Consider the following 19,778-nt stretch of genomic DNA (forward strand, 5'->3'; position numbering starts at 1 on the left):
GCCCCGCAACGCTGCCGCTCGGGAGCCGGTCAGCAACGGATCGCTGAAGCGGTCACCGACGTCAGTCGATCTTCCCCATCAACGCGGTGGCAAGGCTGCCAAGCGCGAAGGAAGCGCCAAAGGCGTAAATCTGCATGAAAAGAGGAAGCGGTTGGATCGAGTGCCCATGACCAAGTGCATCCGGGTCGACAACAACGATCACCAAAGCGGTGGTCGCTCCGAGCAGGAAGCCCGACGCCATGTTCCAGATCACGAAGCGCAACACTTTGGGCATCTTTTTTCTCCCGCACCAATGCGGCGTCTCATCGCTTCGAAACCGACGCGATTACCTGATGCTGCCGGTCTCGCGGTCCAGGCGTCGTTCCAGGTTCGCCAGGTCGGATTGCAGTCCGACGAGCTTTATCCGTTTCTCGTCCACCATAGATTTGACGGCGTCACCACCGCCAGTCTCCGCGTTCGAAATCAGCGCCTCAGCAAGCATCTGGTCGATTTCTTGCTCAAGTGTCCGTGCCCTATGCCGCAGCACTGCGAGTTGGGCGATGGGCGTCAATGACGCGCTGGCCGACGGCGCGACCGCATCGGCCTCGGTATCGTGATGGTCTGCGCGCACAGGCAGCTCCTTTGCCATCACCGTGCCTCCTTCGGCGCTCTAACAGCCAGGGGCGCATTTGGTTCCGGCACCATGTTGACGCTCGATGCCACGTTCGAGATTGGAACCATCTCCCCAAGGAAGCGTTGGGCTCGTCTTGTTCGATGAAAGGACAACGCTCGTGAAACGACGTTTGAAGCTTATTCCACCCCGACAGAAACACCCGGAACTTTTCGGATATCCGAGGAAGAACGCCTGGGAGCCACAAATCTTGCCGCCGCATCAGGTTGACCTGCCTCGTCCACAGGAGCCTCAGGACGAAGTGCAGGTGCCGGCGTCGATCAACGGCAGGAGCCTTGCCAATGGGCGGCCATGAACAACAGACCGTCGCGGCGCTGATGACACCATGCGTCTACTCGATCTCGCCGGGCGACAGCGCCCAATCTGCAGCGCGCCTGATGCTTGAGGCCGGGGTCGGCATGGTGCCCGTGGAGGCGCCGGGAGTGGGCGCTATCCTTGGAGTGGTGACCGACCGTGATATCGTCGTGAAAGTGGTTGCAAAGTCGATTCCGACGACTGCTGCCGTCTGCGAGTTCATGACGGTATCAGCTGAGACATGTCGCCCTTCGGACAATGTCGTCAGTGCGGCGCAGACGATGCTCGAGGCAAAGCTGCATCGTCTCGTCGTCGTCGACGAGAGCAAACACGCCGTCGGGATCCTGTCTCTGAGCGATATCGTGCGGGAGCACCCTTCGCTCGGGTCTTTGATCGCAGGCGGGCTGATGAGGGAAATTCCGGCAGACCAGCGTTAGGCCCTGACCCACCGCGCCGTCGACTGTGGCTGTCAGACCGCATTCAAGCAATCGCAATTCCGTGAACGGGTCGGATACACGACCCGACCCTTGGAATGACCGCTGGCGGCGTGCGGAATTTTCATGGAACCGGACAGCTCCGTGCCGGTTTTGATGCCGTTCCAGCAGAAGCGCCAGCAAGAAGGAGTTGTTCCATGGCACAAGACCGTTACGAACGCGAGGAACGCTACGGACGTCGTTATGACGACCAGCGCACTGATGACTGGGGCCAACAGCGGCGCGGCGAATTCCGGGGCCGACCCCATAGTTCAGCACAGTATCCGGAGCAACGCACCGATTACGACCGTGGTAATCAATCCGACTGGCGGACGGACGATCTCGACTATCCTTCGACGGGTGGGCGCTATGAATCCTACAGCGAGAGTGACCGCTATGGCGCGGACAGGGGGCGTTTCGGCGGGCGTCAGGGCTATCGAAACCAGCGTGATTTTCTGGATCGCGCCGGCGATGAAGTCGCATCCTGGTTTGGTGATGAAGACGCTGCTACGCGCCGCCGGGCCGATCAGTTCCGTGGCAAAGGGCCGAAAGGATACACGCGCGCCGATGAGCGCATACAGGAGGACGCGAACGACCGCCTCACTGACGATCCGTGGCTCGACGCGTCGGATATCGACGTGTCCGTTGCAAACGGCGAGGTAACGCTTTCCGGCGAAGTCTCCAGCAGGCAGGACAAGCGCCGGGCGGAAGATTGCGTCGAAATGGTTTCCGGCGTCACGCATGTTCAAAACAACCTTCGCATCCGCGCATCGGCGAGGCCGACGACCGCAGCGTCGGATGACCTTCTGTGATCGCTCGCCCAAGGCGTAACCACGTGAACGTCGCTGACGATACAGATCAGCGGCGTCCAACCTCTGGAGAAGAGACGGGTCGCTCGGATCCGCTCGGTTCGTGCTCGTTGGCGCGCGCGCCAAGGAGCACTCAAGCTTGGCTTATGGCCTTCGAGGGCGTATCGTTGCGCTATTGTGTACTATGCAACGAGCACGGACACGCAGGTACGGTATGGAAGGTCAGGGTGGACGCTGTGGCTTCGGGCAAGAAAACCGACGATGAGCACGAAAGCCTTGTGGTGGGCCCCATTGCTTCCCACTCTGACGATCGCGATGCGGCGCGGGTAGACGATGTGCCGGACCGCCTGCTGATTCTTGCCAACAGGTTACAAAGGGCGCTCGACAATCGGCGCGCAGTTGGGCCGGCCAACGGCCGCAGAAAAAACTAGGGTGGGCTGGAATGGCCGAGGATAGGACATGATGCCAAACCTGCGGCACTTGCGGGTGCTGGTGGCTGAAGATGAGTTCTACGTCGCAAATGACATCGCGCTGTGGCTTGAGCGGGCAGGCGCGACGATTATCGGCCCCACGCCAACAGTACAAGAAACACTCAAGAGCCTGGCAAGGACGGAAGACGTCCAGGTTGCGGTGCTGGACATAAATCTCAACGGCGAACTGATTTTTCCCGTGGCCGACGAACTGGCGCGGCGGTCGGTGCCGCTCATTTTTTTCAGTGGCTATGACGACCTGAGCATTCCCTCCCGGTTCCACTCGGCCACCAGGCTCAGCAAGTGCGTCCGCTCGTCGGGCCTCGTCAGCGCCGTCTTCGAGCAACATCTTCTCAGCCTCTCGGGCCTCGCTCCACTGACTGCGGCAATTCCGGACCAAGTGGTCACTGACCTCCTGCCGGACCTTCGTTATCGCGCACGGCTTTTGATGGCAGGGGCCCCGCTCGAGGCAGCGGATCGTCTGGTGGAGCGCACCCTTGAGCGTGCTATCGCAGTGTCGGCCACCAGATGCAGATCCCAGTCTCTCGACGCCTGGCTGTACGCATTGATGGCCGCCATCCACGGCGAAAGCCCTTACGGCCCGAATTGAACGTCAATCCGCCAAGATCGGTGTGGATGGCAGGCTCGCGGACTTCGTCCAGGTTCGGCGTTCTTTTCGTCCGGCACCTCGGGCTCCGGCTCTTCGATGGGGCGCGATTGGTTCCAGGAACGGCGCCGACCTGCCATCACCGGATTTTGGCCGGAACAATCCTTAGCACAGCCGGTTCGACGCGTAGACGGCAAAGCGAGGAGACGACATTGAGCCAGACTGTGACCACCAGCGATCATCATGAAATCCGCAGCTGGGCCGAAAAGAGACGGGGACGTCCGGCCCGGGTCAAGGGCGCCGCGACCGGCGGCATTCTGCGGATCGATTTCGGAGAGCCTGAAAAAGGTCTTGAGCCGATCTCGTGGGAGGAGTTCTTCCGCATCTTCGATCACAATAGACTGTTGTTCCTCCATCAGGACGAAACGGCCGACGGCAAGCCGAGCCGTTTCAACAAGTTCGTCGATCGACCCTGATCACCGCGGCAACATTGCCGATCAGCTTTTTTGCTGACAGATCACGCCTGCTGCTGGAGGTGGTCGCCCTTGTCCAGAAGCCGGCCATAGACTTCGACATATTGAGCGGCGCTGCGCTCCCACGAACAATCGGCCTTCATGGCCTGCCGACATAACCTCTCCCATCCGCGATGGCGGCGATGCAGCTTGAAGGCACGCTGGAGCGCGTGCCGCAGACCGCCGACGTTTATGGGATTGAACTGGATGCCAGTCGCAGCGCGGGCATGCACGGCTGCATCGTTTGCGTCGATGATGGTTTCGGCAAGGCCGCCGGTGCGCGAGACGATCGGCACGCAGCCGTAACGCAATGCATAGAGCTGCGTCAGTCCGCAGGGCTCGAAGCGCGAAGGCACCAACATGGCGTCGGCCCCGGCATGGATCATGTGAGCCAGCGCCTCGTCATAACCGATCACGGCCGCAACATGACGGGGATGGCGTTTCGCTGCGCGGACGAAAAGCTGTTCGATCGCGTCGTCGCCCTTTCCATGTACGATCAACTTGCCGCCGCGGTCGACGATTTCGTCGACGACGGCGGCCAGCATGTCCATTCCCTTTTGCCAGGTCATGCGGTTGACGCTGGCAAAGACGAGGCCGCGTGTCGACGGCAGGCCCACCTGCTTGAGAAGACTGATCCTGTTTGCGAGGCGCCGCAGCGGCGTACGCGCAGAGTAGCGGTGAACGATATGGGGATCGGAAGAAGGGTCCCAAATATCCATGTCGATGCCGTTGACGATGCCGACGATGTCCTCCTGGCGGAGGTTGAGGACGCCGTCGAGACCCATGCCGTTTTGCGGCGACAGGATCTCGCGCGCGTAGGTGGGGCTGACCACCGTGATCGCATCGGCTGACAAGAGACCCGCCTTCAGGTAGCTGAGGTCGCCGTAGTATTCGAGACAGTCGACATTGTAGCAGGACGCCGGCAATGCAAGTTCGGCGAAGCGCTCAGCCGGAAACTGGCCCTGGAACGAGAGATTGTGAAGGGTGAGGATCCGCGGGATGTCGACGTTTCCGCAATATTTGAGATAGACGAGACTGAGTGCGGAGTGCCAGTCATGCGCATGCAGCAAAGAGGGACGCCAGCCATCCGCGCCGTTCTGTGCGATGTCGGCGGCGACCCAGGATAGCGCAGCGAACCGTCTCCAGTTGTCGTCGTATTCTTGCGCACCGCCCGGACCATAGGGTCCTCCGGGCCGAAGAAACAAATCCGGTGCGTCAAGGGCAATGATGTCGAGCCCGTTCACATGCGCGCCGAGCAACCGGGCTTTCGCCCCGAAAACGCTCTCATAGGTTCGAAGCACCGTCCCGCTGTCCAAGGAGCGCAAGACGTCGGGATACCCCGGAACGAGCGTTCGCGTGTGAACGCCGAACTTTTCAAGGGCCTTTGGAAGTGAGCCGGTAACATCCGCCAGGCCGCCGGTTTTGACGAAGGGATAGATTTCGGCCGCAGCCGCAAGAATTTGCATGGCGAGGTGCTCCCGACAGTTGGCAGGCGGTAATGCGCCCGGGCAAGGGCTGAACAAAGCGGACCTGCTATCGATTGGTGTCGTCGGGCGCGGTGTTCTGGGTTGGGGCGCCGGATCCGGATTGCGGTGTCGGGTTGCGGTCCGTGGGCGCCAAGCCTTCAGGCCTTTCGGTACTCGGGCGTTGGTCGACGTCGGGTTGCTGTTGCGAGGAACTCTGCGGCGCGGATTGCCCGTAGTCGGCCTGGTCGCTTCCGGTGCCGACCCATCCCCATTCAACACTGCCCCACACGAGCAGAGCCAGGAGAAGACTTGCGGCAAGCACCAGTAAAACGCGGGCGCCCATTCCTGCCTGACGGGTTTCGCGTGCCGAAAACTGGCTTCGGTCTGCGCCGTGCGTCGCAGTCGCCGCTTCACCTCGTTCGTCCAGTCGTTCTGCCATGGGTTCTCTCCAATCCGATAGGGCTCCGGCCCCCTTCAGACCGGGCGAGAGCCATGCGCGTCGACCGAGTGCCGCCACTTTAAAACCGAACTGGCACTCAAGGGGAATGTTCCCGAGGAGAACTTGCACACACCGCGGAACGTTACCGCGCGACCGGAGTTGGCAGAGCGTGAGGATGACCTCGATGAGCAAACAGACCGTCACGTGGATTATCGTGCCTTACCCCTGCCGCCCGCTTCGAAAGCAGGCCGAGGAATGCCGTACGCGGCACGACGCATGCGCCGACGAAGAGCACCTCGACAGCCCCGGATCGCTGTTTTGGCGCGGTGTATGGATGCTGGTATTCTGAAGCGTTCGGATTGACGGGTCACTCGCTTCCCTTGGCAAGTTTCACGGCGGTCTTCAGATCATCGATAAAGCGCGAGCGTTCGGCCGTGGCCGCTTGCCGATCGCGAATTCTAAGGAGATAGGACGGATGTATCGTCACCAAAATCGTAAAGCGGCTATCCGTCGCAATCGGGTGTCCTCGGTCCCTGGTCACCTTAACTGACGGGCCGAGCAGGGTTCTTGCAGCCGTCGCACCCAGCGCCACCACGACGTGCGGATCAAGCTGGTCGAGTTCGGCGCCGAGCCACCAGGCGCAACGCTGAATTTCACCGGCATTCGGTCTCGAATGCAGCCGGCGCTTGCCGCGCTGCTCGTATTTGAAGTGTTTTACGGCATTGGTCAGATAGCAATCGCTTCGCTCGATGTCAGCTTCGTGAAGGCAGTCGGTGAGCACAACGCCCGCCGGTCCCACAAAGGGTCGCCCGGCGATATCCTCCTTGTCGCCCGGCTGTTCGCCGACCAGCACCAGGCGGGCATCGCGGCGGCCCTCGCCGAAGACGAGTTGCGTGGCGTATTTGTAGAGATCGCAGCGCCGGCAGTCCTTTGCTTGTCGCTCGATGGCGCCGAGTGAAGAGCCGGGTGCGTGTTCCTCGACGAGTGCTGGGCCCGCCCTCGTCCTTATTGTCTGCTGCATCCCTTCCTCCTCTCCTGACTGTTTCAGCCCGGCTCAACCGGTGGACCGACAGCCACGACGATTCCAGGCGATGCGAGTACGCCTTCGTCGCTGCGCCAGCCAATCGACCAGATGGTGGTGTCGGCAGGCCGCGGCACCGGCTCAGTCGCTTGCGAAAGGTTCATCCTGATCTGAAGCGTTCCATCCGGGAAAAGCCAATCTACCGCCATGACACCCTCGACGACGGGATGGATGACAAAATCCTCCAGGCGACCGGCAAGCGGCACGACGAATTTCCGACGCAACGCGGTGAGCTCTCTCAGTCGGGACCGGTGACGATGCCCTGTCGGTGTCTGCGCACGGCTCCAGTCGAGCTTCGATGCCTGGCAGGTAGCAATGTCGATCGGGTCGGGAAGTGATTCGGCGGCGCCATCACGGCTCCATCCGAAATTTTCGGCTTCTTTCAGCCGACCCTTGCGGATGGCCTCGGCGAGCTCGCCAGCGTAGTCGGCGAAATAGAAGAACGGCCGCGTTTCGCCATAGTCGTCACCCATGAAAAGGAGTGGCGTCTGCGGCGATAGAAGAAGCAAGGCGGTGAGCACCTCCATGACCGGATCCGTGACAAGGGTGGTGAGGCGTTCACCCTTTGCGCGGTTGCCCACCTGGTCGTGGTTCTGCAGGAATGCCACGCGCGCCATCGGGACCGCTGGCGCCGTTTCCTCAGTTGCGGGGCGATCAACCGGAAAGCCGTTGGCAAGGGTCTCGGCGAGTTTGCGCCAGGGCGCATCGGCGTAAGGGCGATAGTAGCCTCCCGTTTCGCCAGTGACGATCGTGTGGATCGCATGGTGAAAGTCGTCGTTCCAGCCGGCAGTATAGAGGACCGGCGCTTGCGGCGGCCGATAGCGGATCAGTTCTTGCCGGCGCTGGTCGTCCTCGACAATCAGGTGGACATGCCTGCCCGGCACCGCCTCGCGCACGACGGTTGCCAGTTCGGAGAGAAAATCGGGACGCTGGCTGTCCTTGAGATGCTGGACTGCATCGAGACGGAGGCCGTCGAAGCCGAATTCCGTCAGCCAGTAAAGCGCATTTTCAAGGAAATAGCGACGGACGTTCGGTTCATCGAAGGCGATCGCCTTGCCCCAAGGCGTGGTTCGGCGATCGTCAAAAAAACGGCCGGCATATTGCGGAAGCGCGTTTCCGACGGGCCCGAAGTGGTTGTATACGACATCGAGCAAAACCATCAGCCCCAGACCGTGGGCGGCATTGATGAGCATCCTCAAGGCTTCCGGTGGGCCATAGGCGCCATCGGGTGCGAACTGGAGCACGCCGTCGTAACCCCAGCCGCGGCTCCCGGGAGATTGCGCTACAGGCATGATCTCGATTGCAGTTATCCCGCAGCTTGCGAGTTCGGCAAGGCGCGGAATGGCGGCCAGAAAGGTCCCTTCCTGCGTGAAGGTGCCGATATGGATTTCATAGATAACCGCTTCTTCCCAGGGGCGCCCGCTCCAGGGCTGGTCGAAGCCCCTTTTGACTGTCAGGATCGATGGTCCCTCGACGCCATGGACCTGGGCCCGTGATGCCGGGTCGCTTACCCTCGTTTCGTCGGGCAGCGCGAATTGATAGAGATCGCCGGCCACGGCCGCGCAGACAATCGAGAACCAGCCGTCCGGCTCTGCATCCATCTCAATAAGGCGATCGGTAAGCGCCAGACGCATGGACCGGTGGTCAGGCGCCCAGATCCGAAAGCGTGCCTCCTTGCCGTTGAGTGCCGTCGCGCCCCACATCGGTTCTCTAGACTTGCTCATGAAATCGTCCCTCTTTCAATTCAAAGAACCTTGGGGGCAGCCGTAGGTTCCAGAAACGGTCCGGCGGTCAGCCAGGAACAAATCAGTGGGCCGCGAGTTCGCATCCCGGCCGCTTGCATGCGGCGTTTGAAACCTGAGCGACGATCACGAGCCTTGAAGGGCTTGCGGAGAGGGGCCCCATGGATTTTACGTTTTCGCGGCTGGATACACTCATGCCGGAACTCGGCGCCCAATACACGGGCGAGGGAACGCATTTCGCGTTGTTTTCAGCCCATGCAGAGCAAGTTTATCTCTGCCTGTTTTCGGACGATGGCAAAAAGGAGATCGCGCGGCTTCCCTTGCCAGATCGCGAGGGTGACGTCTGGTCGGGCTTTGTTTCCGGAATAGGACCGGGAACGATCTATGGCTATCGCGTGCACGGACCTTACGACCCTGAACGGGGCCATCGGTTCAATGCCAACAAGCTGTTGCTGGATCCCTATGCGAAACAGGTGTTCGGCCGGCTGCAGTGGAACGACGCGCTGTTCGGTTATCGCATCGGCGACGAAGCGGCGGATCTGACGTTCGACGAGCGCGACAGCGCGCCCTTCATGCCGAAGGCCATTGTTCAGGATCCGGATTTCGATTGGTCGGGCGAGGAGGCAATCCGGCGTCCGTGGGCCGACACGGTGATATACGAGGCGCATGTGCGCGGACTGACGATGCTGCATCCCCAACTCCCCGAAGAGCTTCGCGGCACCTTTGCCGGCATGGCACATCCATGCATCGTCGACCATCTTTCGCGGCTCGGCATCACAGCCATAGAGCTGTTGCCCGTGCAGCATTTCATCGACGACCAGCAACTTCTCGACAAGGGCCTTAGCAATTACTGGGGCTACCAGCCGCTTGGCTATTTCGCGCCGGAACCACGCTATCTGCCATCAGGCGGGATCCAGCAGTTCAAGGCGATGGTAAAGACCTTTCATGCCGCCGGCATCGAAGTGATCCTGGACGTGGTCTACAACCACACGGCCGAGGGGTCTGAATTGGGACCTACGCTGAGTTTCCGCGGCATCGACAACCTGAGCTACTACCGGCATTCACAGGGCGGTATGCGTCATACCTTCGATACGACCGGAACCGGAAACACGCTCAATGTCGCACATCCGATGGTCCTGCGCATGGTGCTCGACAGCCTGCGCTACTGGGTCACAGCCATGCATGTGGACGGGTTCCGGTTCGACCTTGCCAGTGCGCTCGGACGGGAAAACATCGATTTCGATCGCGAGGGCGGGTTCTTCGATGCCATTCGCCAGGATCCTGTGCTCGCAGGCGTCAAGCTGATCGCCGAACCCTGGGACGTCGGTGCGGGAGGCTATCAGCTCGGCGGCTTTCCGTCGCCGTTCCGGGAATGGAATGACCGGTTTCGCGACGATGTGCGACGCTTCTGGCGGAGGGACAAGGGGATGCTCGCAGCGCTGGCCGAGCGTCTTTCGGGCTCTCCCCTCGAGTTCAACCACTCCGGGCGCGCCGCGACCTCGTCCGTCAACCTTGTCAGCGCACATGACGGCTTCACGCTTGCCGACGTCGTATCCTTTAACGATCGCCACAACGAAGCCAACGGCGAGGAAAACCGGGACGGACACGATGAGAACTGCTCGGACAATCTGGGAGCCGAAGGTGACAGCGACGATCCGGATGTTTGGGAACGGCGTTCGTGCCGCCGGCGGGCCTTGATGGCGACATTGATGCTCAGCCAAGGTGTTCCGATGCTCCTTGGCGGGGACGAACTCAGCAATAGCCAAGGCGGCAATAACAACGGCTATTGCCAGGACAACCATATCGGGTGGGTGAATTGGGAGGGGAAGGAGGCCGCCTTCCTGTCGTTTTGCCAAGGGCTGGTAGCGTTTCGCACCGATCATGGCGCGTTGCGCCAGAACCGTTTTCTCGACGAGGAGGCAGCCCGCTGGTTCGGTCCGGACGGAAAGGAGATGTCGGCGGAGAGCTGGCAAGATGGAGACAGTGACATCGTCGGTATGCTGCTGCTTGCGCAGGCGCAGGACAATGAAACCGATCTTCTCTTGGTGCTCAATGCCGGCGACGAGTGTCGCTTCCACCTTCCCGACCTTTCTGACGGCGATCGTCAGTGGCGGCGCGTTCTCGACAGTGCAGCGGGCGCGTTCGCAGACCTTCCGGCGGAAAGCGCAGAGCCGATTGCAGGGCAGAGTGTCGTCGTTTTCAAAAGCCGCTGCAAAAGCCAAGCCTAAGGCTTTTCGCTTCCCTCGGGCCTTCCGATGCTGGGGGCGCACGATGTGGTGGGAGCCTGGATCCGAAGATTGTTTTGGACATGCGTGACGCCACGGACCGCTTCGGCAAGGTCCTCGGCGTGACGCCGCGCCCATTTCGATAAAACGAAACCTTGCAGCAGCACCTCAGCGCGGGTGACCGAAACCTCGATTTGCGAGGCGTCGATTTTCTGGTCGTCGGTAAGACGATCACTGACATCCTCCTGAATGCGAATGTCCTTGCGCAAATACGAGCGCGGACCGACGCCTTGCCAGCATCCGTCCCCTTCGGTGCGATTGGCGGCCTCACGCGACGCCGGCGCATGCCGATATGGAGTGCGAATAGTCCGCCGTCCGGCGATCGACAACCGATTGGCGATAGCAGTTTCGCGCAGCGAGTTCTCGTAGTCCGCTCCGCGCGGCAGGACCGCCCGTTGCGGCATGTTGATCTCGGCGGCGCTGTTTTCTCCCCGCCGCAGCCGCAGGCGTGGGACGAGAGTTGTCTTTCGGCGTGCCATTGGTGTCTCCAACTTTCTGATCGCCGCACCGAACGGGGTGCGCGCGAAAACGTTCCTGGCCAAAATCCTGCTCCCAGCCATTTTTTGCTTTGTTTCACGCCGCGCGCGATGGGAACAAAACTGGCGTTCGGCGGTTGGTCGGCCGCCACAGCCAGGAGGGATATGTCATGGACGAGAGGGACGAACTCATTCGCAGGCGCGCCTACGCGATCTGGGAAAATGAAGGACGGCCGGATGGAGACGATCGACGGCACTGGGAGCAGGCAAGCCGTGAGATGGCGGAACGCGATCATCCGTTTTCGGCTGAAACGGCGAAGGACGAAAGGGTAGAGGACCAACCGGGAACGATTGTTACCCCTTCGAACGCACCCAGGCGCAATACCCGCCGAATGGTCGAGGAACCGTCAAGGAGATGAACCATGCGAATAGCCGACATCATGACAAAGGACGTCCGCGTCGCCAGCCCCGACGATACTGTCGCGGCGATTGCACGGGAGATGGCCGAAAACGACATTGGCTTCCTGCCCGTTGGTGACAATGATCGCCTTGTCGGAATGATCACCGACCGGGATATCGTCGTGCGCTGCGTGGCGGACGGCCGCGACGAGAGGACACGCGTTGCCGACATTATGACCGCCGATGTGAAGTACTGCTTCGATGACGAGGAGGTGGGAGATGTTGCCCGCAATATGGGCGATGAACGGATCCGCCGCCTGCCGGTCGTCAATCGCAACAAGCGGCTCGTCGGCATCGTTTCGCTCGCCGATGCGGCACGCCAGGACCCGTCCTTGGCCGGCCTGGGCCTGCAGGGCGTGACATGCCCTGGCGGCGCTCACAATCAGAGGTCTAGAGATGGCTGAGACCCGAGACAGGCGCGGTCTGTGGCGCTCCCCGGTATCGCTGTCGGCTTCGGAGCAGCGGGCCTGGGCGAGAGAAGTCGCCGTGCATGCCCATTCCGGTCAGCGCGACAAGGCTGGCGAACCGTACATCCGCCATTGCCAACGGGTTGCCGATGCCGTCGATGGTGACGAGGCAAAGACCGTCGCCTTCCTGCATGATGTCCTTGAAAAGTCGCCGGGATGGACGTCAGAACGACTGCTTGACTGCGGCTTCTCGCCCGACATCGTCGCTGCAGTTGAAACGCTGACACACCGGCCCGGTGAAACGAAGGATGCCTTGGTGATCCGCGCCACGTCGCATCCCCTCGCGATTGCGGTGAAGCGCGCGGACCTTGAAGATAACCTTGCGCAACTTGAAAGGCACGGCAGGAACGGCGCTCAATACAGGCGCCGGTTGCACCTTTTCGAAGTCGCGATAGCACAAAGGCATCTCGACGAAGAGCCTGAAGAGGCCCATCCCACGGCAACCGGGGCGGCGCGAGCGGTTCGTAGGCAGAATGGTGATCGCGTGGCGAAAAGCATTCTTGTGCTCTTGGTGGCGTTAGCGGCGATCGCTGTTGCCATTACGATACTGACGCGCTGACTCTAAAGGGTTGCAGGGCCGCTCTGCCGTCGTTAGTCCAACGGCCCGCCGCTCATGCAGTCGGAAAGCTCGTCACGAGCACGACTGAGCCTGCTTTTTATAGTCCCGACCGCACAACCGCACATCTCGGCGGCTTCTTTGTAGCTGAGCCCGTATCCGGCGACGAGCACAAGAACTTCCCGGTGGAGAGGTGCCAACTGTGTGAGGGCGGTGCGCAATTCGTCGTTCAACACGCACCATTCCTGCGGAGGCGGCATTGGAATCGGGAGGTCCGCGCAGTTGATTGCGCCGGGGCTTTCCCGCTTTCGCAATCTGTATTGCGTGCGAAACGCGTTGTGCATGATTGTGAAAAGCCACGACTTCAGATTCGTGCCCGGTTGGAACCCGTCAATCCCGCGCAGCGCGCGGAAAAGGGTTTCCTGAAGAAGGTCGTCCGCCTCGAAGCTCGAGGTGACGAAAGTTCGTGCAAACGCACGCAGGGCCGGAATGAGATCGACGACCTGTGTTTCCAATGGGCGTTCATGTTCTTCGTTGGAAGGCAAGGAAGGCATCGAAGGTCGCCTTTCGAAGCAAGCGGGGTTGTCCGCAGTCAATGCTTGGTTGGCGATTAAGTTCCACTGTCTTCCGAGCGTAACCGCCTGGAACCAAAAACGGCCAACCAGGTTGGTGCTGTTTCCAGTCAACGCAACCCTACGAGAGGTGGTCGCAGATGGAGAAGTTCGAGCTCCAGCTTATCGCTCATCGCAAGATTCTGACGGCCCTTCTGGCCGTCGCCGCCAGCGATGCGGACTGGTGGCGAAAGCTGATGGTGCATCTGCGCGACGACTTGTCGGTTCAAGATCATGAAGAAGATCCCGGGATTGTCCCGGGCGCCGACTTTGCCCTCCAAAACGCCGTCACAGAGGAACTGCTGGGGATTGTCAGCCGTGCCGAAGTCCGCGGCCGCGATACGGGCTGATCGCAAATAGGGAACCATCGTCTGGTCGACGAGTTAGCTCGTCGCCGGAATGGGAGACTGGCGCGTTTCTTCAACAATAGGGAGTTCTCCAAACATGACGGATTTAGAGGTTGACCGGCTTTGGGACGAGGCGGTGATACTGGATCGTGAAGAGCACGTGCTCCGGGTGCAGAGCACGCGGGATGCCTATCTGTGTCTCAAGAACCATTGGCCCGTTGAGGGCGGTCCGGCAAAAGCGGCGGCTTTGGCAACGTGTGAGGCTGGCCTGCTGGCCTGCACCACCCCGGACGCCGCGCGGCAGGCCTTTATCGAAGCCGCCAGGGAAGGCGGATGGACCGTGCGAACCTGGACAGAAGACGAGCCTTCGTAGAGCGGTGTTTGCCGTTCAGGCATCGGGCCGCCGCGGTCAGCAAATCGTTTGATTGCGCCTTTCGTTGCGAAAACGCCCGCGACCTGCGGTGAAGTGCGGGCATTTCAGCGCAGCAATCCCTGCCCGCCATCGACCCAGACCGGAGTGCCGGTCACGTGCTGCGCTTCGCTTGAGACCAGAAACTGGATGACGGCAGCAACTTGCTCCGGTTCGCCAGGATCCCCACCCGTCAGGGGAATGTCCCCCTCTGGCCACTCGACCCTAACCGCCGTCTCGTCCTCGCCACGACGAGTGGTGTTTTGCGAAATGGCCGTTCTGATCGCACCGGGGCAGACGGCGTTGACGCGGATGCCGTGCTTTCCCAGCTCCACGGCGAGCTGCTGTGTCATCGCGACTTGAGCCGCCTTCGTTGCAACATAGGCGGTCGCGCCGGGACTGGTGAAAGTGCGTGTACCGTTGATCGAAGAGACAATTACGATGGCGCCGGATCCGGCCGTCTTGAGATGTGGCACGCAAAGATGCAACGTCAGATAGGTTCCGCGCAGATTGATGGCGATCGTCTGGTCCCACTCGTGTGGCTTCAAATCGTCGATCGGCGCCCAGACACCGTTAATGCCGGCGTTTGCCACGACGATATCGAGCCTACCGTAGGTGCTGATCAGTTGCTTGATGGCGGCGCGCATCTGCCCTTCATCGGCGATGTCGGCCTGGAGTGGCAGGGCCGAGCCACCGCGAGAGCGTATCCCAGCGACGGTCCGTTCGATTTCGGCCGCCGTACGCCCGAGTGCGGCGACGTGTATTTGCAATGCCGCCAGCCGTTCTGCCACGGCCTTGCCGATCCCGGAACCGGCTCCGGTCACCAGCGCGACTGAATGTCCTGCTCGTGGCATGAGAACCCCTCTCGCAATTTCCGTTAAACCTTCCGTATGACGAAGGCCGCAGTGTTCTTCAAACCCCACAGCGCGCATGTTGTTCCGATGAAGGCCGGGGCGTTGCTTGTATGGTATGCGTCGCGCAAGGGCGTCGTGCTGCCCGGCATCTCAGCGTTGTGGAACATTGACCGGAAACGTGAGTTACAGAAACGAGCCAATTATAAAGGAAAGCCGCCACGCCCGATTCCCGAGCTGCCGGATCGATGAACCACCTGCGCGGGCTGTTGGGCACGCTGCCCTTCCTTGCGGGCTGTCAAGGCGCACAGTCGGCGCTTGACCCTGCCGGAGCGGAAGCGGAGGCGGTAAGAACGCTGTTTTTGGGTATGGCCGGGGCAGGCGGCGTCATCTGGCTTGGTGTTACTGCCCTCGTGTGGTTTGCCCTGCGCCCAGGCCGGCGCGTGGTGCCGGAGCAGTCGGCGAGCCGGCTTATCTTCTGGGGCGGGGCCGTCGTTCCTTCCGCAGCACTTATCGTCCTCCTGACCTACGCTTTTTGGCTGATGCCGTCCCTGCGACCATTTGCGACAGCTGCCGATGATGCACTGCGCATCGAAGTTGTCGGCCGGCAATTCTGGTGGCAGGTCACCTATCATCGAGCCGGCGTGCCGGTCATCGCTGCCAACGAGCTGCGCCTGCCGGTCGGCGAGCGGGTAGAGGTGTCGCTGAAGAGCGACGACGTCATTCATTCGTTTTGGATACCTGCACTTGGCGGCAAGATGGATATGATCCCCGGTCGTGAGAACCGTCTGTCGCTGCTGGCGAACAAGGCCGGTGTCTTTCGTGGAGCCTGCGCCGAATTTTGCGGCAGTTCGCACGCGTTGATGGCCATGACCGCCGTTGTGTTGGAGCCGGCTGACTTCGAAAACTGGCTAGCGATCGAGGCGCAACCTTCCATAGGCGTGAACCAAAAGGGGGGCGACCTCTTCATCCGCCACGGCTGCGGCGCCTGCCATCGCGTTGCGGGCACGGCAACCTCAGGCCGGCTAGGCCCTGATCTTTCTCACCTCGGCTCGCGGCAGATGCTCGCCGCCGGCATCATGACGAACACCGAGGACAACCTCGTCCGCTTCATCGTCGCGCCTCACGCGTTCAAGCCTGGCCTCGGTATGCCTGCGTTCTCGATGTTGCCTGCCGAAGACATCCGGGCCATCGCGGTCTGGTTAGGGGGGCTGAAGTGAACCGCCCAACCGAAAGATTGGCCGATGCCGAGCGTTCCGCACAGGCCGAGCGCCTGCGCAAAGTTTGGGCAAATCCGACCGGTTGGCGCTACTGGACCAGCGTCAACAACACCCAGATCGGCCTGTGGTATGCCGCCACCGCATTCGCCTTTCTGCTCTTTGCCGGTCTTCTGGCGTTGATCATGCGCGTGCAGCTCGCCTTGCCGGACAACGATCTCGTCTCCGCCGATTTCTACAATCAGGCCTTTACCCTGCACGGAACGGTGATGATGTTCCTTTTCGCGGTCCCAATCTTCGAGGCCGTGGCGATCTTCCTCCTGCCGCCGATGCTGGGCGCACGGGAACTGCCTTTCCCGCGGCTCGGAGCTTTCGGGTTCTGGAGTTTCTTTCTCGGCGGCGTCTTCGTCTGCGGCTCGATCTTCTTTGACGCCGCACCGTCCTCCGGATGGTTCATGTATCCACCGCTTGCAACCGACGAGAAGCTCTCCGGCATCGGCGCCGACATCTGGCTGCTCGGCCTTTCCTTCATCGAGGTCGCCTCCATCGCTGCAGCCGTGGAACTGATCGTCGGCATCATGAAATGCCGCGCGCCAGGCATGCGCATCAATCTGATGCCGCTCTTTGCCTGGTACCTGCTGATCGTTGCCGGCATGATCCTGTTTGCTTTTCCGCCCCTCATTGCCGGCGACATCCTGTTTGAGCTTCAGCGCATGTTCGACTGGCCGTTCTTCGATCCGTCGCGCGGCGGGGATCCGCTGCTCTGGCAGCATCTGTTCTGGATCTTCGGCCATCCAGAGGTCTACATCATCTTCCTGCCGGCGATCGCGCTGATGGCGATGATCGTGCCGACCTTTTCGCGTCGTCCGATCGTCGGCTATTCCTGGATCGTGCTTGCAGCCGTCGGAACCGGCTTCCTCTCCTTCGGGCTGTGGGTTCACCACATGTTTGCGACCGGCTTGCCGCAGATATCGCTCGCCTTCTTTTCGGCAGCCTCCGAGGCCGTTGCCATCCCCACCGCCGTCCAGATCTTTGTCTTCATCGCCACGATGCTTGCCGGTCGGGTGATCCTGTCGACGCCGATGCTGTTCGGCATGGGCGGCATTGCCATCTTCGTCGTCGGCGGATTGACTGGCGTGATGGTCGCCATCGCGCCATTCGACTGGCAGGCACACGATACCTACTTCGTCGTCGCCCACCTGCACTACGTCCTGATCGGCGGCATGTTGTTTCCCGTGATCGCGGGCATCTATTACTATTATCCGCTGATCGATGCGAAACAGCTTTCGGACCGGCTGGGCCGCGCCGCCTTCTGGTTGATGTTCGCCGGCTTCAATATCGCTTTCTTCCCGATGCACCTTACCGGCCTCATGGGCATGCCGCGGCGGGTGTTTACCTATCCGGCGGATCTCGGCTGGAACACCTTGAACCTCGTCTCTTCGGCCGGCGCCTTCGTGTTTGCGGCCGGCGTCGCGATCGTCGTTGTCGACGTCCTTCGCCCCAAGCATCGGCAGCGCCGCGGCGAGCAGAACCCCTGGAACGCCGGCACGCTCGAATGGATCAGCGAGCCCGAAGAAAACTGGGGCGTGCGGTCGATCCCCTTCGTTGCGAGCCGCTATCCCCTATGGGATCAGCCCGAACTCGCCGAAGAAATTTGCGAGGGCCGCTGGTATCTTGCAGACGCAAAAGAGGGGCGTCGCGAGGGCCTGATCACCTCCGTCCTCGATGCGCGGCCAGAACAAGTGCTGCGGGTCGGCGGCACCTCTAAGGTCACGATCCTCTCTGCTACGGCGCTCGGCGCCGTGTTCGTCGCAATGACCTTCAAATGGTGGATCGCGACCGCGATCGCCGCGCTCATCACATTCTGCGCGCTCCTTTACTGGCTATGGACCGGCACTGCCGAAATTCCCGAACAGGCGGAAAAGGATGTAGGCGACGGGCTTATCCTGCCAATCTACGCGTCGGGCCCCGCCTCTGTTGGCTGGTGGGCGATGTTCATCACCATGGTCGGCGATAGCACGGCCTTTGCGAGCCTCGTCTTCGGCTATTTCTTCTATTGGACGATTCACGAGGATTTCACGGCCGGCGCGAGCGGGCCGGGGGTGGCGTGGCCGATGTTGGCGGCGGCCCTTTTCGCTCTCGCCTGGCTCACGGCGCTTGTCGCAAGACGCTTCAACAGACTTGACCGGGTCGGCCTGACGCGCGCCGCCCTCATCGTCGCGTTCGTCCTTGCCGCGGCAGGGGGCGCGGCAGGCGTTGCAGGTCCCTGGTCGCACGGCATGGACCCGACCGGTCACGTCTACGCGGCGATCGTCTGGGTGCTGGTTGGATGGACGCTCGTTCACGCGGCAGTCGGTGCGGTGATGCTTGCCTACTGTCTTGCCCGCAGCCTTGCCGGGCGGCTGACGAAACGCCACGACATGGATCTTTGCAATGTCGTGCTCTACTGGCACTTCATGGTGACGACGGCGACAATTGCTTTTTCCGTCGTCGGCCTGTTTCCGGAGGCTCTGTGATGCGTCTGGTGCCGAAGGAGGTCGATACGCTCTGGACGCTCTTTACCGCACCGGTGGTCTGGGCTGGTCACTTCCTCTTCTGCTACATCAGCGCGGCGCTCATCTGCGCCAAACCGGACCTCTTCGGCGTGACCTTCGGCGCCCTGCGCGTCGCGATCGCAGCCGTCACGATCGCAGCACTTTCGGCAATTCTGTTGTCATCCTTCCTCGCCTGGCGGCAGTGGGGTTTCGGCACGGACGACCCGCCGCACGACGAACCGACCCGTCGCGACCGCGTTCTCTTCCAGGGTTTTGCGACCCTGCTTCTGTCGGGCCTGAGCTTTATTGCAGTGGTGATGACCGCATTGCCCGCCCTGTTCCTGACGGAGTGCTTGCGATGAGGTCATTCTGTCTCGCGATCGGCACCCTGTTGCTCGCCGTGATCTGGACCGCACAGTTCATTGCGGGATGGCGCGGTTCCGTAACGGCGCACATGCTGGCACATATGGCAGTGGTTGCTGTTGCTTCACCGCTTATGGCCGTCGGCCTTGCGCCATCTATTATCAGGCCGAAGGCATCCACCCTGATTGGTTTGCCGATATGGGCGTCCCTTGTTGAATTGGTGGTCGTCTGGGGGTGGCATGCACCCGTTGCGCGCCGGTGGGCCGACGGCTCGTCCTTGGGCATGGCTGCCGAGCAGGCAAGCTTTCTCATGGCGGGTTTGTTTCTCTGGATGTCGTGCCTGGCCGCCGGACGAGCGGCAAGGCCATCGCAAAGAGCTGCCGGAACCGTCGGTCTGCTCCTGACGAGCATGCACATGACATTGCTTGGCGCGCTTCTTGCGCTTAGTCCGCGTCCGCTTTACGGCGACGAGAACGTCACATGTCTCGGATTGACGCTCACCGCGGCTGAGGACCAGCAGGTCGGCGCTGTCGTCATGCTGCTGGTGGGGGCTGCCTCCTACCTGGCGGGCGGGGTCGTGCTGTTGTCTGGCCTGCTTGCGGATCCTGATCGGAGGGCCGCCTGATGCACGTGCGATGGA

Annotated in this window: 25 protein-coding genes and 1 pseudogene; 17 read left to right on the forward strand and 9 right to left on the reverse strand. The window is 61.4% G+C overall.

Going from position 1 to position 19,778, the window contains the following annotated elements; genetic code table 11:
- Positions 1-61: 61 nt before the first annotated feature.
- The gene (locus ACIQUG_RS21685) at positions 62-274 is read right to left on the reverse strand and encodes a hypothetical protein (protein ID WP_402324024.1); all 213 of its coding nucleotides are present in this window, start codon (positions 272-274) and stop codon (positions 62-64) included.
- Positions 275-325: 51 nt separating this feature from the next.
- A complete protein-coding gene (locus ACIQUG_RS21690) occupies positions 326-628 on the reverse strand; it encodes a hypothetical protein (RefSeq protein WP_402324025.1) in 303 nt (100 codons plus the stop codon).
- Positions 629-951: 323 nt separating this feature from the next.
- Between ACIQUG_RS21690 and ACIQUG_RS21695 the strand changes: the two genes are divergently transcribed.
- The 5 genes from ACIQUG_RS21695 to ACIQUG_RS21715 all read left to right on the forward strand — a co-directional run bounded on the left by ACIQUG_RS21695 (position 952) and on the right by ACIQUG_RS21715 (position 3,799).
- Complete coding sequence (locus ACIQUG_RS21695) at positions 952-1,401, forward strand: CBS domain-containing protein (RefSeq protein ID WP_402324026.1); 450 nt, start codon at positions 952-954, stop codon at positions 1,399-1,401.
- A gap of 194 nt (positions 1,402-1,595) precedes the next feature.
- Positions 1,596-2,249 (forward strand): BON domain-containing protein, encoded by a 654-nt coding sequence (locus ACIQUG_RS21700; protein WP_402324028.1) that lies wholly within the window; start codon positions 1,596-1,598, stop codon positions 2,247-2,249.
- A gap of 224 nt (positions 2,250-2,473) precedes the next feature.
- Positions 2,474-2,677 carry a hypothetical protein gene (locus tag ACIQUG_RS21705; RefSeq protein WP_402324029.1) on the forward strand — a complete coding sequence of 68 codons (204 nt, stop codon included), beginning with the start codon at positions 2,474-2,476 and terminating at the stop codon, positions 2,675-2,677.
- Between the two features lie 28 nt (positions 2,678-2,705).
- Positions 2,706-3,326 (forward strand): response regulator, encoded by a 621-nt coding sequence (locus ACIQUG_RS21710; RefSeq protein WP_402324030.1) that lies wholly within the window; start codon positions 2,706-2,708, stop codon positions 3,324-3,326.
- 209 nt (positions 3,327-3,535) lie between these two features.
- Positions 3,536-3,799 (forward strand): hypothetical protein, encoded by a 264-nt coding sequence (locus ACIQUG_RS21715; protein ID WP_402324032.1) that lies wholly within the window; start codon positions 3,536-3,538, stop codon positions 3,797-3,799.
- Positions 3,800-3,840: 41 nt separating this feature from the next.
- Here ACIQUG_RS21715 and glgA read toward each other — a convergent pair whose 3' ends face one another.
- Both glgA and ACIQUG_RS21725 read right to left on the reverse strand, forming a co-directional pair.
- Positions 3,841-5,301 (reverse strand): glycogen synthase GlgA, encoded by a 1,461-nt coding sequence (gene glgA / locus ACIQUG_RS21720; RefSeq protein ID WP_402324033.1) that lies wholly within the window; start codon positions 5,299-5,301, stop codon positions 3,841-3,843.
- A 67-nt stretch (positions 5,302-5,368) separates the two neighbouring features.
- On the reverse strand, positions 5,369-5,740 hold the full coding sequence (locus ACIQUG_RS21725; protein WP_402324035.1) for a hypothetical protein: 372 nt from the start codon (positions 5,738-5,740) through the stop codon (positions 5,369-5,371).
- 184 nt (positions 5,741-5,924) lie between these two features.
- Here ACIQUG_RS21725 and ACIQUG_RS21730 point away from each other — a divergent pair, with 184 nt between their 5' ends.
- Positions 5,925-6,089 (forward strand): hypothetical protein, encoded by a 165-nt coding sequence (locus tag ACIQUG_RS21730; RefSeq protein ID WP_402324036.1) that lies wholly within the window; start codon positions 5,925-5,927, stop codon positions 6,087-6,089.
- Positions 6,090-6,107: 18 nt separating this feature from the next.
- Here ACIQUG_RS21730 and ACIQUG_RS21735 read toward each other — a convergent pair whose 3' ends face one another.
- Both ACIQUG_RS21735 and treZ read right to left on the reverse strand, forming a co-directional pair.
- A complete protein-coding gene (locus ACIQUG_RS21735) occupies positions 6,108-6,761 on the reverse strand; it encodes a UdgX family uracil-DNA binding protein (protein ID WP_402324037.1) in 654 nt (217 codons plus the stop codon).
- Between the two features lie 23 nt (positions 6,762-6,784).
- Positions 6,785-8,545, reverse strand: a complete 1,761-nt coding sequence (gene treZ / locus ACIQUG_RS21740; protein ID WP_402324038.1) for a malto-oligosyltrehalose trehalohydrolase — start codon at positions 8,543-8,545, stop codon at positions 6,785-6,787.
- Between the two features lie 179 nt (positions 8,546-8,724).
- Between treZ and glgX the strand changes: the two genes are divergently transcribed.
- Positions 8,725-10,791 carry a glycogen debranching protein GlgX gene (gene glgX, locus ACIQUG_RS21745; protein WP_402324040.1) on the forward strand — a complete coding sequence of 689 codons (2,067 nt, stop codon included), beginning with the start codon at positions 8,725-8,727 and terminating at the stop codon, positions 10,789-10,791.
- Here the strand turns inward: glgX and ACIQUG_RS21750 are convergent.
- Positions 10,788-11,327: a BON domain-containing protein gene (locus tag ACIQUG_RS21750; RefSeq protein WP_402324042.1), complete on the reverse strand. Its 540-nt coding sequence runs from the start codon at positions 11,325-11,327 to the stop codon at positions 10,788-10,790. The genes glgX and ACIQUG_RS21750 overlap by 4 nt on opposite strands.
- A 167-nt stretch (positions 11,328-11,494) precedes the next feature.
- On the opposite strand from ACIQUG_RS21750, the pseudogene ACIQUG_RS21755 reads away from it, so the two are divergent.
- From ACIQUG_RS21755 to ACIQUG_RS21765, 3 genes and pseudogenes are all read left to right on the forward strand, one after another.
- A pseudogene (locus ACIQUG_RS21755) lies at positions 11,495-11,605 on the forward strand (DUF2934 domain-containing protein); the annotation flags it as partial.
- 141 nt (positions 11,606-11,746) lie between these two features.
- Positions 11,747-12,187, forward strand: coding sequence for a CBS domain-containing protein (locus ACIQUG_RS21760; RefSeq protein ID WP_402324043.1), 441 nt, complete (start codon positions 11,747-11,749; stop codon positions 12,185-12,187).
- Positions 12,188-12,269: 82 nt separating this feature from the next.
- Positions 12,270-12,809 carry a metal-dependent phosphohydrolase gene (locus ACIQUG_RS21765; protein WP_402324044.1) on the forward strand — a complete coding sequence of 180 codons (540 nt, stop codon included), beginning with the start codon at positions 12,270-12,272 and terminating at the stop codon, positions 12,807-12,809.
- A 32-nt stretch (positions 12,810-12,841) separates the two neighbouring features.
- On the opposite strand, the gene ACIQUG_RS21770 is transcribed toward ACIQUG_RS21765, so the two are convergent.
- Complete coding sequence (locus ACIQUG_RS21770) at positions 12,842-13,321, reverse strand: sigma-70 family RNA polymerase sigma factor (protein ID WP_402324046.1); 480 nt, start codon at positions 13,319-13,321, stop codon at positions 12,842-12,844.
- Positions 13,322-13,518: 197 nt separating this feature from the next.
- Between ACIQUG_RS21770 and ACIQUG_RS21775 the strand changes: the two genes are divergently transcribed.
- Both ACIQUG_RS21775 and ACIQUG_RS21780 read left to right on the forward strand, forming a co-directional pair.
- Positions 13,519-13,767 (forward strand): hypothetical protein, encoded by a 249-nt coding sequence (locus ACIQUG_RS21775; protein WP_402324047.1) that lies wholly within the window; start codon positions 13,519-13,521, stop codon positions 13,765-13,767.
- A 94-nt stretch (positions 13,768-13,861) separates the two neighbouring features.
- The gene (locus ACIQUG_RS21780; RefSeq protein ID WP_402324049.1) at positions 13,862-14,137 is read left to right on the forward strand and encodes a DUF982 domain-containing protein; all 276 of its coding nucleotides are present in this window, start codon (positions 13,862-13,864) and stop codon (positions 14,135-14,137) included.
- Positions 14,138-14,241: 104 nt separating this feature from the next.
- On the opposite strand, the gene ACIQUG_RS21785 is transcribed toward ACIQUG_RS21780, so the two are convergent.
- On the reverse strand, positions 14,242-15,027 hold the full coding sequence (locus tag ACIQUG_RS21785; protein ID WP_402324051.1) for an SDR family oxidoreductase: 786 nt from the start codon (positions 15,025-15,027) through the stop codon (positions 14,242-14,244).
- 51 nt (positions 15,028-15,078) lie between these two features.
- On the opposite strand from ACIQUG_RS21785, the gene ACIQUG_RS21790 reads away from it, so the two are divergent.
- The 5 genes from ACIQUG_RS21790 to ACIQUG_RS21810 are packed head-to-tail and all read left to right on the forward strand — an operon-like array spanning position 15,079 to position 19,763.
- Positions 15,079-15,276, forward strand: a complete 198-nt coding sequence (locus ACIQUG_RS21790; protein WP_402324053.1) for a hypothetical protein — start codon at positions 15,079-15,081, stop codon at positions 15,274-15,276.
- Complete coding sequence (gene coxB / locus ACIQUG_RS21795; protein WP_402324054.1) at positions 15,273-16,244, forward strand: cytochrome c oxidase subunit II; 972 nt, start codon at positions 15,273-15,275, stop codon at positions 16,242-16,244. The genes ACIQUG_RS21790 and coxB overlap by 4 nt, the downstream gene beginning before the upstream one ends.
- Positions 16,241-18,757: a cytochrome c oxidase subunit I gene (gene ctaD, locus ACIQUG_RS21800; RefSeq protein ID WP_402324056.1), complete on the forward strand. Its 2,517-nt coding sequence runs from the start codon at positions 16,241-16,243 to the stop codon at positions 18,755-18,757. The genes coxB and ctaD overlap by 4 nt, the downstream gene beginning before the upstream one ends.
- Positions 18,757-19,137 carry a hypothetical protein gene (locus ACIQUG_RS21805; protein ID WP_402324057.1) on the forward strand — a complete coding sequence of 127 codons (381 nt, stop codon included), beginning with the start codon at positions 18,757-18,759 and terminating at the stop codon, positions 19,135-19,137. The genes ctaD and ACIQUG_RS21805 overlap by 1 nt, the downstream gene beginning before the upstream one ends.
- Positions 19,134-19,763, forward strand: coding sequence for a cytochrome c oxidase assembly protein (locus tag ACIQUG_RS21810; RefSeq protein ID WP_402324058.1), 630 nt, complete (start codon positions 19,134-19,136; stop codon positions 19,761-19,763). Before ACIQUG_RS21805 ends, ACIQUG_RS21810 begins: the two co-directional genes overlap by 4 nt.
- The last annotated feature ends 15 nt before the right edge of the window (positions 19,764-19,778 follow it).

The organism is Ensifer sp. NPDC090286, assembly GCF_044769565.1.
Lineage (GTDB): Bacteria > Pseudomonadota > Alphaproteobacteria > Rhizobiales > Rhizobiaceae > Ensifer.

Excerpts from the sequence above, each read along its gene's own strand:
- ACIQUG_RS21685 (WP_402324024.1), bottom strand. The coding sequence starts at position 274 with ATGCCCAAAGTGTTGCGCTTCGTGATCTGGAACATGGCGTCGGGCTTC.
- ACIQUG_RS21690 (WP_402324025.1), bottom strand. The coding sequence starts at position 628 with ATGGCAAAGGAGCTGCCTGTGCGCGCAGACCATCACGATACCGAGGCC.
- ACIQUG_RS21695 (WP_402324026.1), top strand. The coding sequence starts at position 952 with ATGGGCGGCCATGAACAACAGACCGTCGCGGCGCTGATGACACCATGC.
- ACIQUG_RS21700 (WP_402324028.1), top strand. The coding sequence starts at position 1,596 with ATGGCACAAGACCGTTACGAACGCGAGGAACGCTACGGACGTCGTTAT.
- ACIQUG_RS21710 (WP_402324030.1), top strand. The coding sequence starts at position 2,706 with ATGATGCCAAACCTGCGGCACTTGCGGGTGCTGGTGGCTGAAGATGAG.
- glgA (WP_402324033.1), bottom strand. The coding sequence starts at position 5,301 with ATGCAAATTCTTGCGGCTGCGGCCGAAATCTATCCCTTCGTCAAAACC.
- ACIQUG_RS21725 (WP_402324035.1), bottom strand. The coding sequence starts at position 5,740 with ATGGCAGAACGACTGGACGAACGAGGTGAAGCGGCGACTGCGACGCAC.
- ACIQUG_RS21730 (WP_402324036.1), top strand. The coding sequence starts at position 5,925 with ATGAGCAAACAGACCGTCACGTGGATTATCGTGCCTTACCCCTGCCGC.
- ACIQUG_RS21735 (WP_402324037.1), bottom strand. The coding sequence starts at position 6,761 with ATGCAGCAGACAATAAGGACGAGGGCGGGCCCAGCACTCGTCGAGGAA.
- treZ (WP_402324038.1), bottom strand. The coding sequence starts at position 8,545 with ATGAGCAAGTCTAGAGAACCGATGTGGGGCGCGACGGCACTCAACGGC.
- glgX (WP_402324040.1), top strand. The coding sequence starts at position 8,725 with ATGGATTTTACGTTTTCGCGGCTGGATACACTCATGCCGGAACTCGGC.
- ACIQUG_RS21750 (WP_402324042.1), bottom strand. The coding sequence starts at position 11,327 with ATGGCACGCCGAAAGACAACTCTCGTCCCACGCCTGCGGCTGCGGCGG.
- ACIQUG_RS21760 (WP_402324043.1), top strand. The coding sequence starts at position 11,747 with ATGCGAATAGCCGACATCATGACAAAGGACGTCCGCGTCGCCAGCCCC.
- ACIQUG_RS21775 (WP_402324047.1), top strand. The coding sequence starts at position 13,519 with ATGGAGAAGTTCGAGCTCCAGCTTATCGCTCATCGCAAGATTCTGACG.
- ACIQUG_RS21780 (WP_402324049.1), top strand. The coding sequence starts at position 13,862 with ATGACGGATTTAGAGGTTGACCGGCTTTGGGACGAGGCGGTGATACTG.
- ACIQUG_RS21785 (WP_402324051.1), bottom strand. The coding sequence starts at position 15,027 with ATGCCACGAGCAGGACATTCAGTCGCGCTGGTGACCGGAGCCGGTTCC.
- coxB (WP_402324054.1), top strand. The coding sequence starts at position 15,273 with ATGAACCACCTGCGCGGGCTGTTGGGCACGCTGCCCTTCCTTGCGGGC.
- ACIQUG_RS21805 (WP_402324057.1), top strand. The coding sequence starts at position 18,757 with ATGCGTCTGGTGCCGAAGGAGGTCGATACGCTCTGGACGCTCTTTACC.
- ACIQUG_RS21810 (WP_402324058.1), top strand. The coding sequence starts at position 19,134 with ATGAGGTCATTCTGTCTCGCGATCGGCACCCTGTTGCTCGCCGTGATC.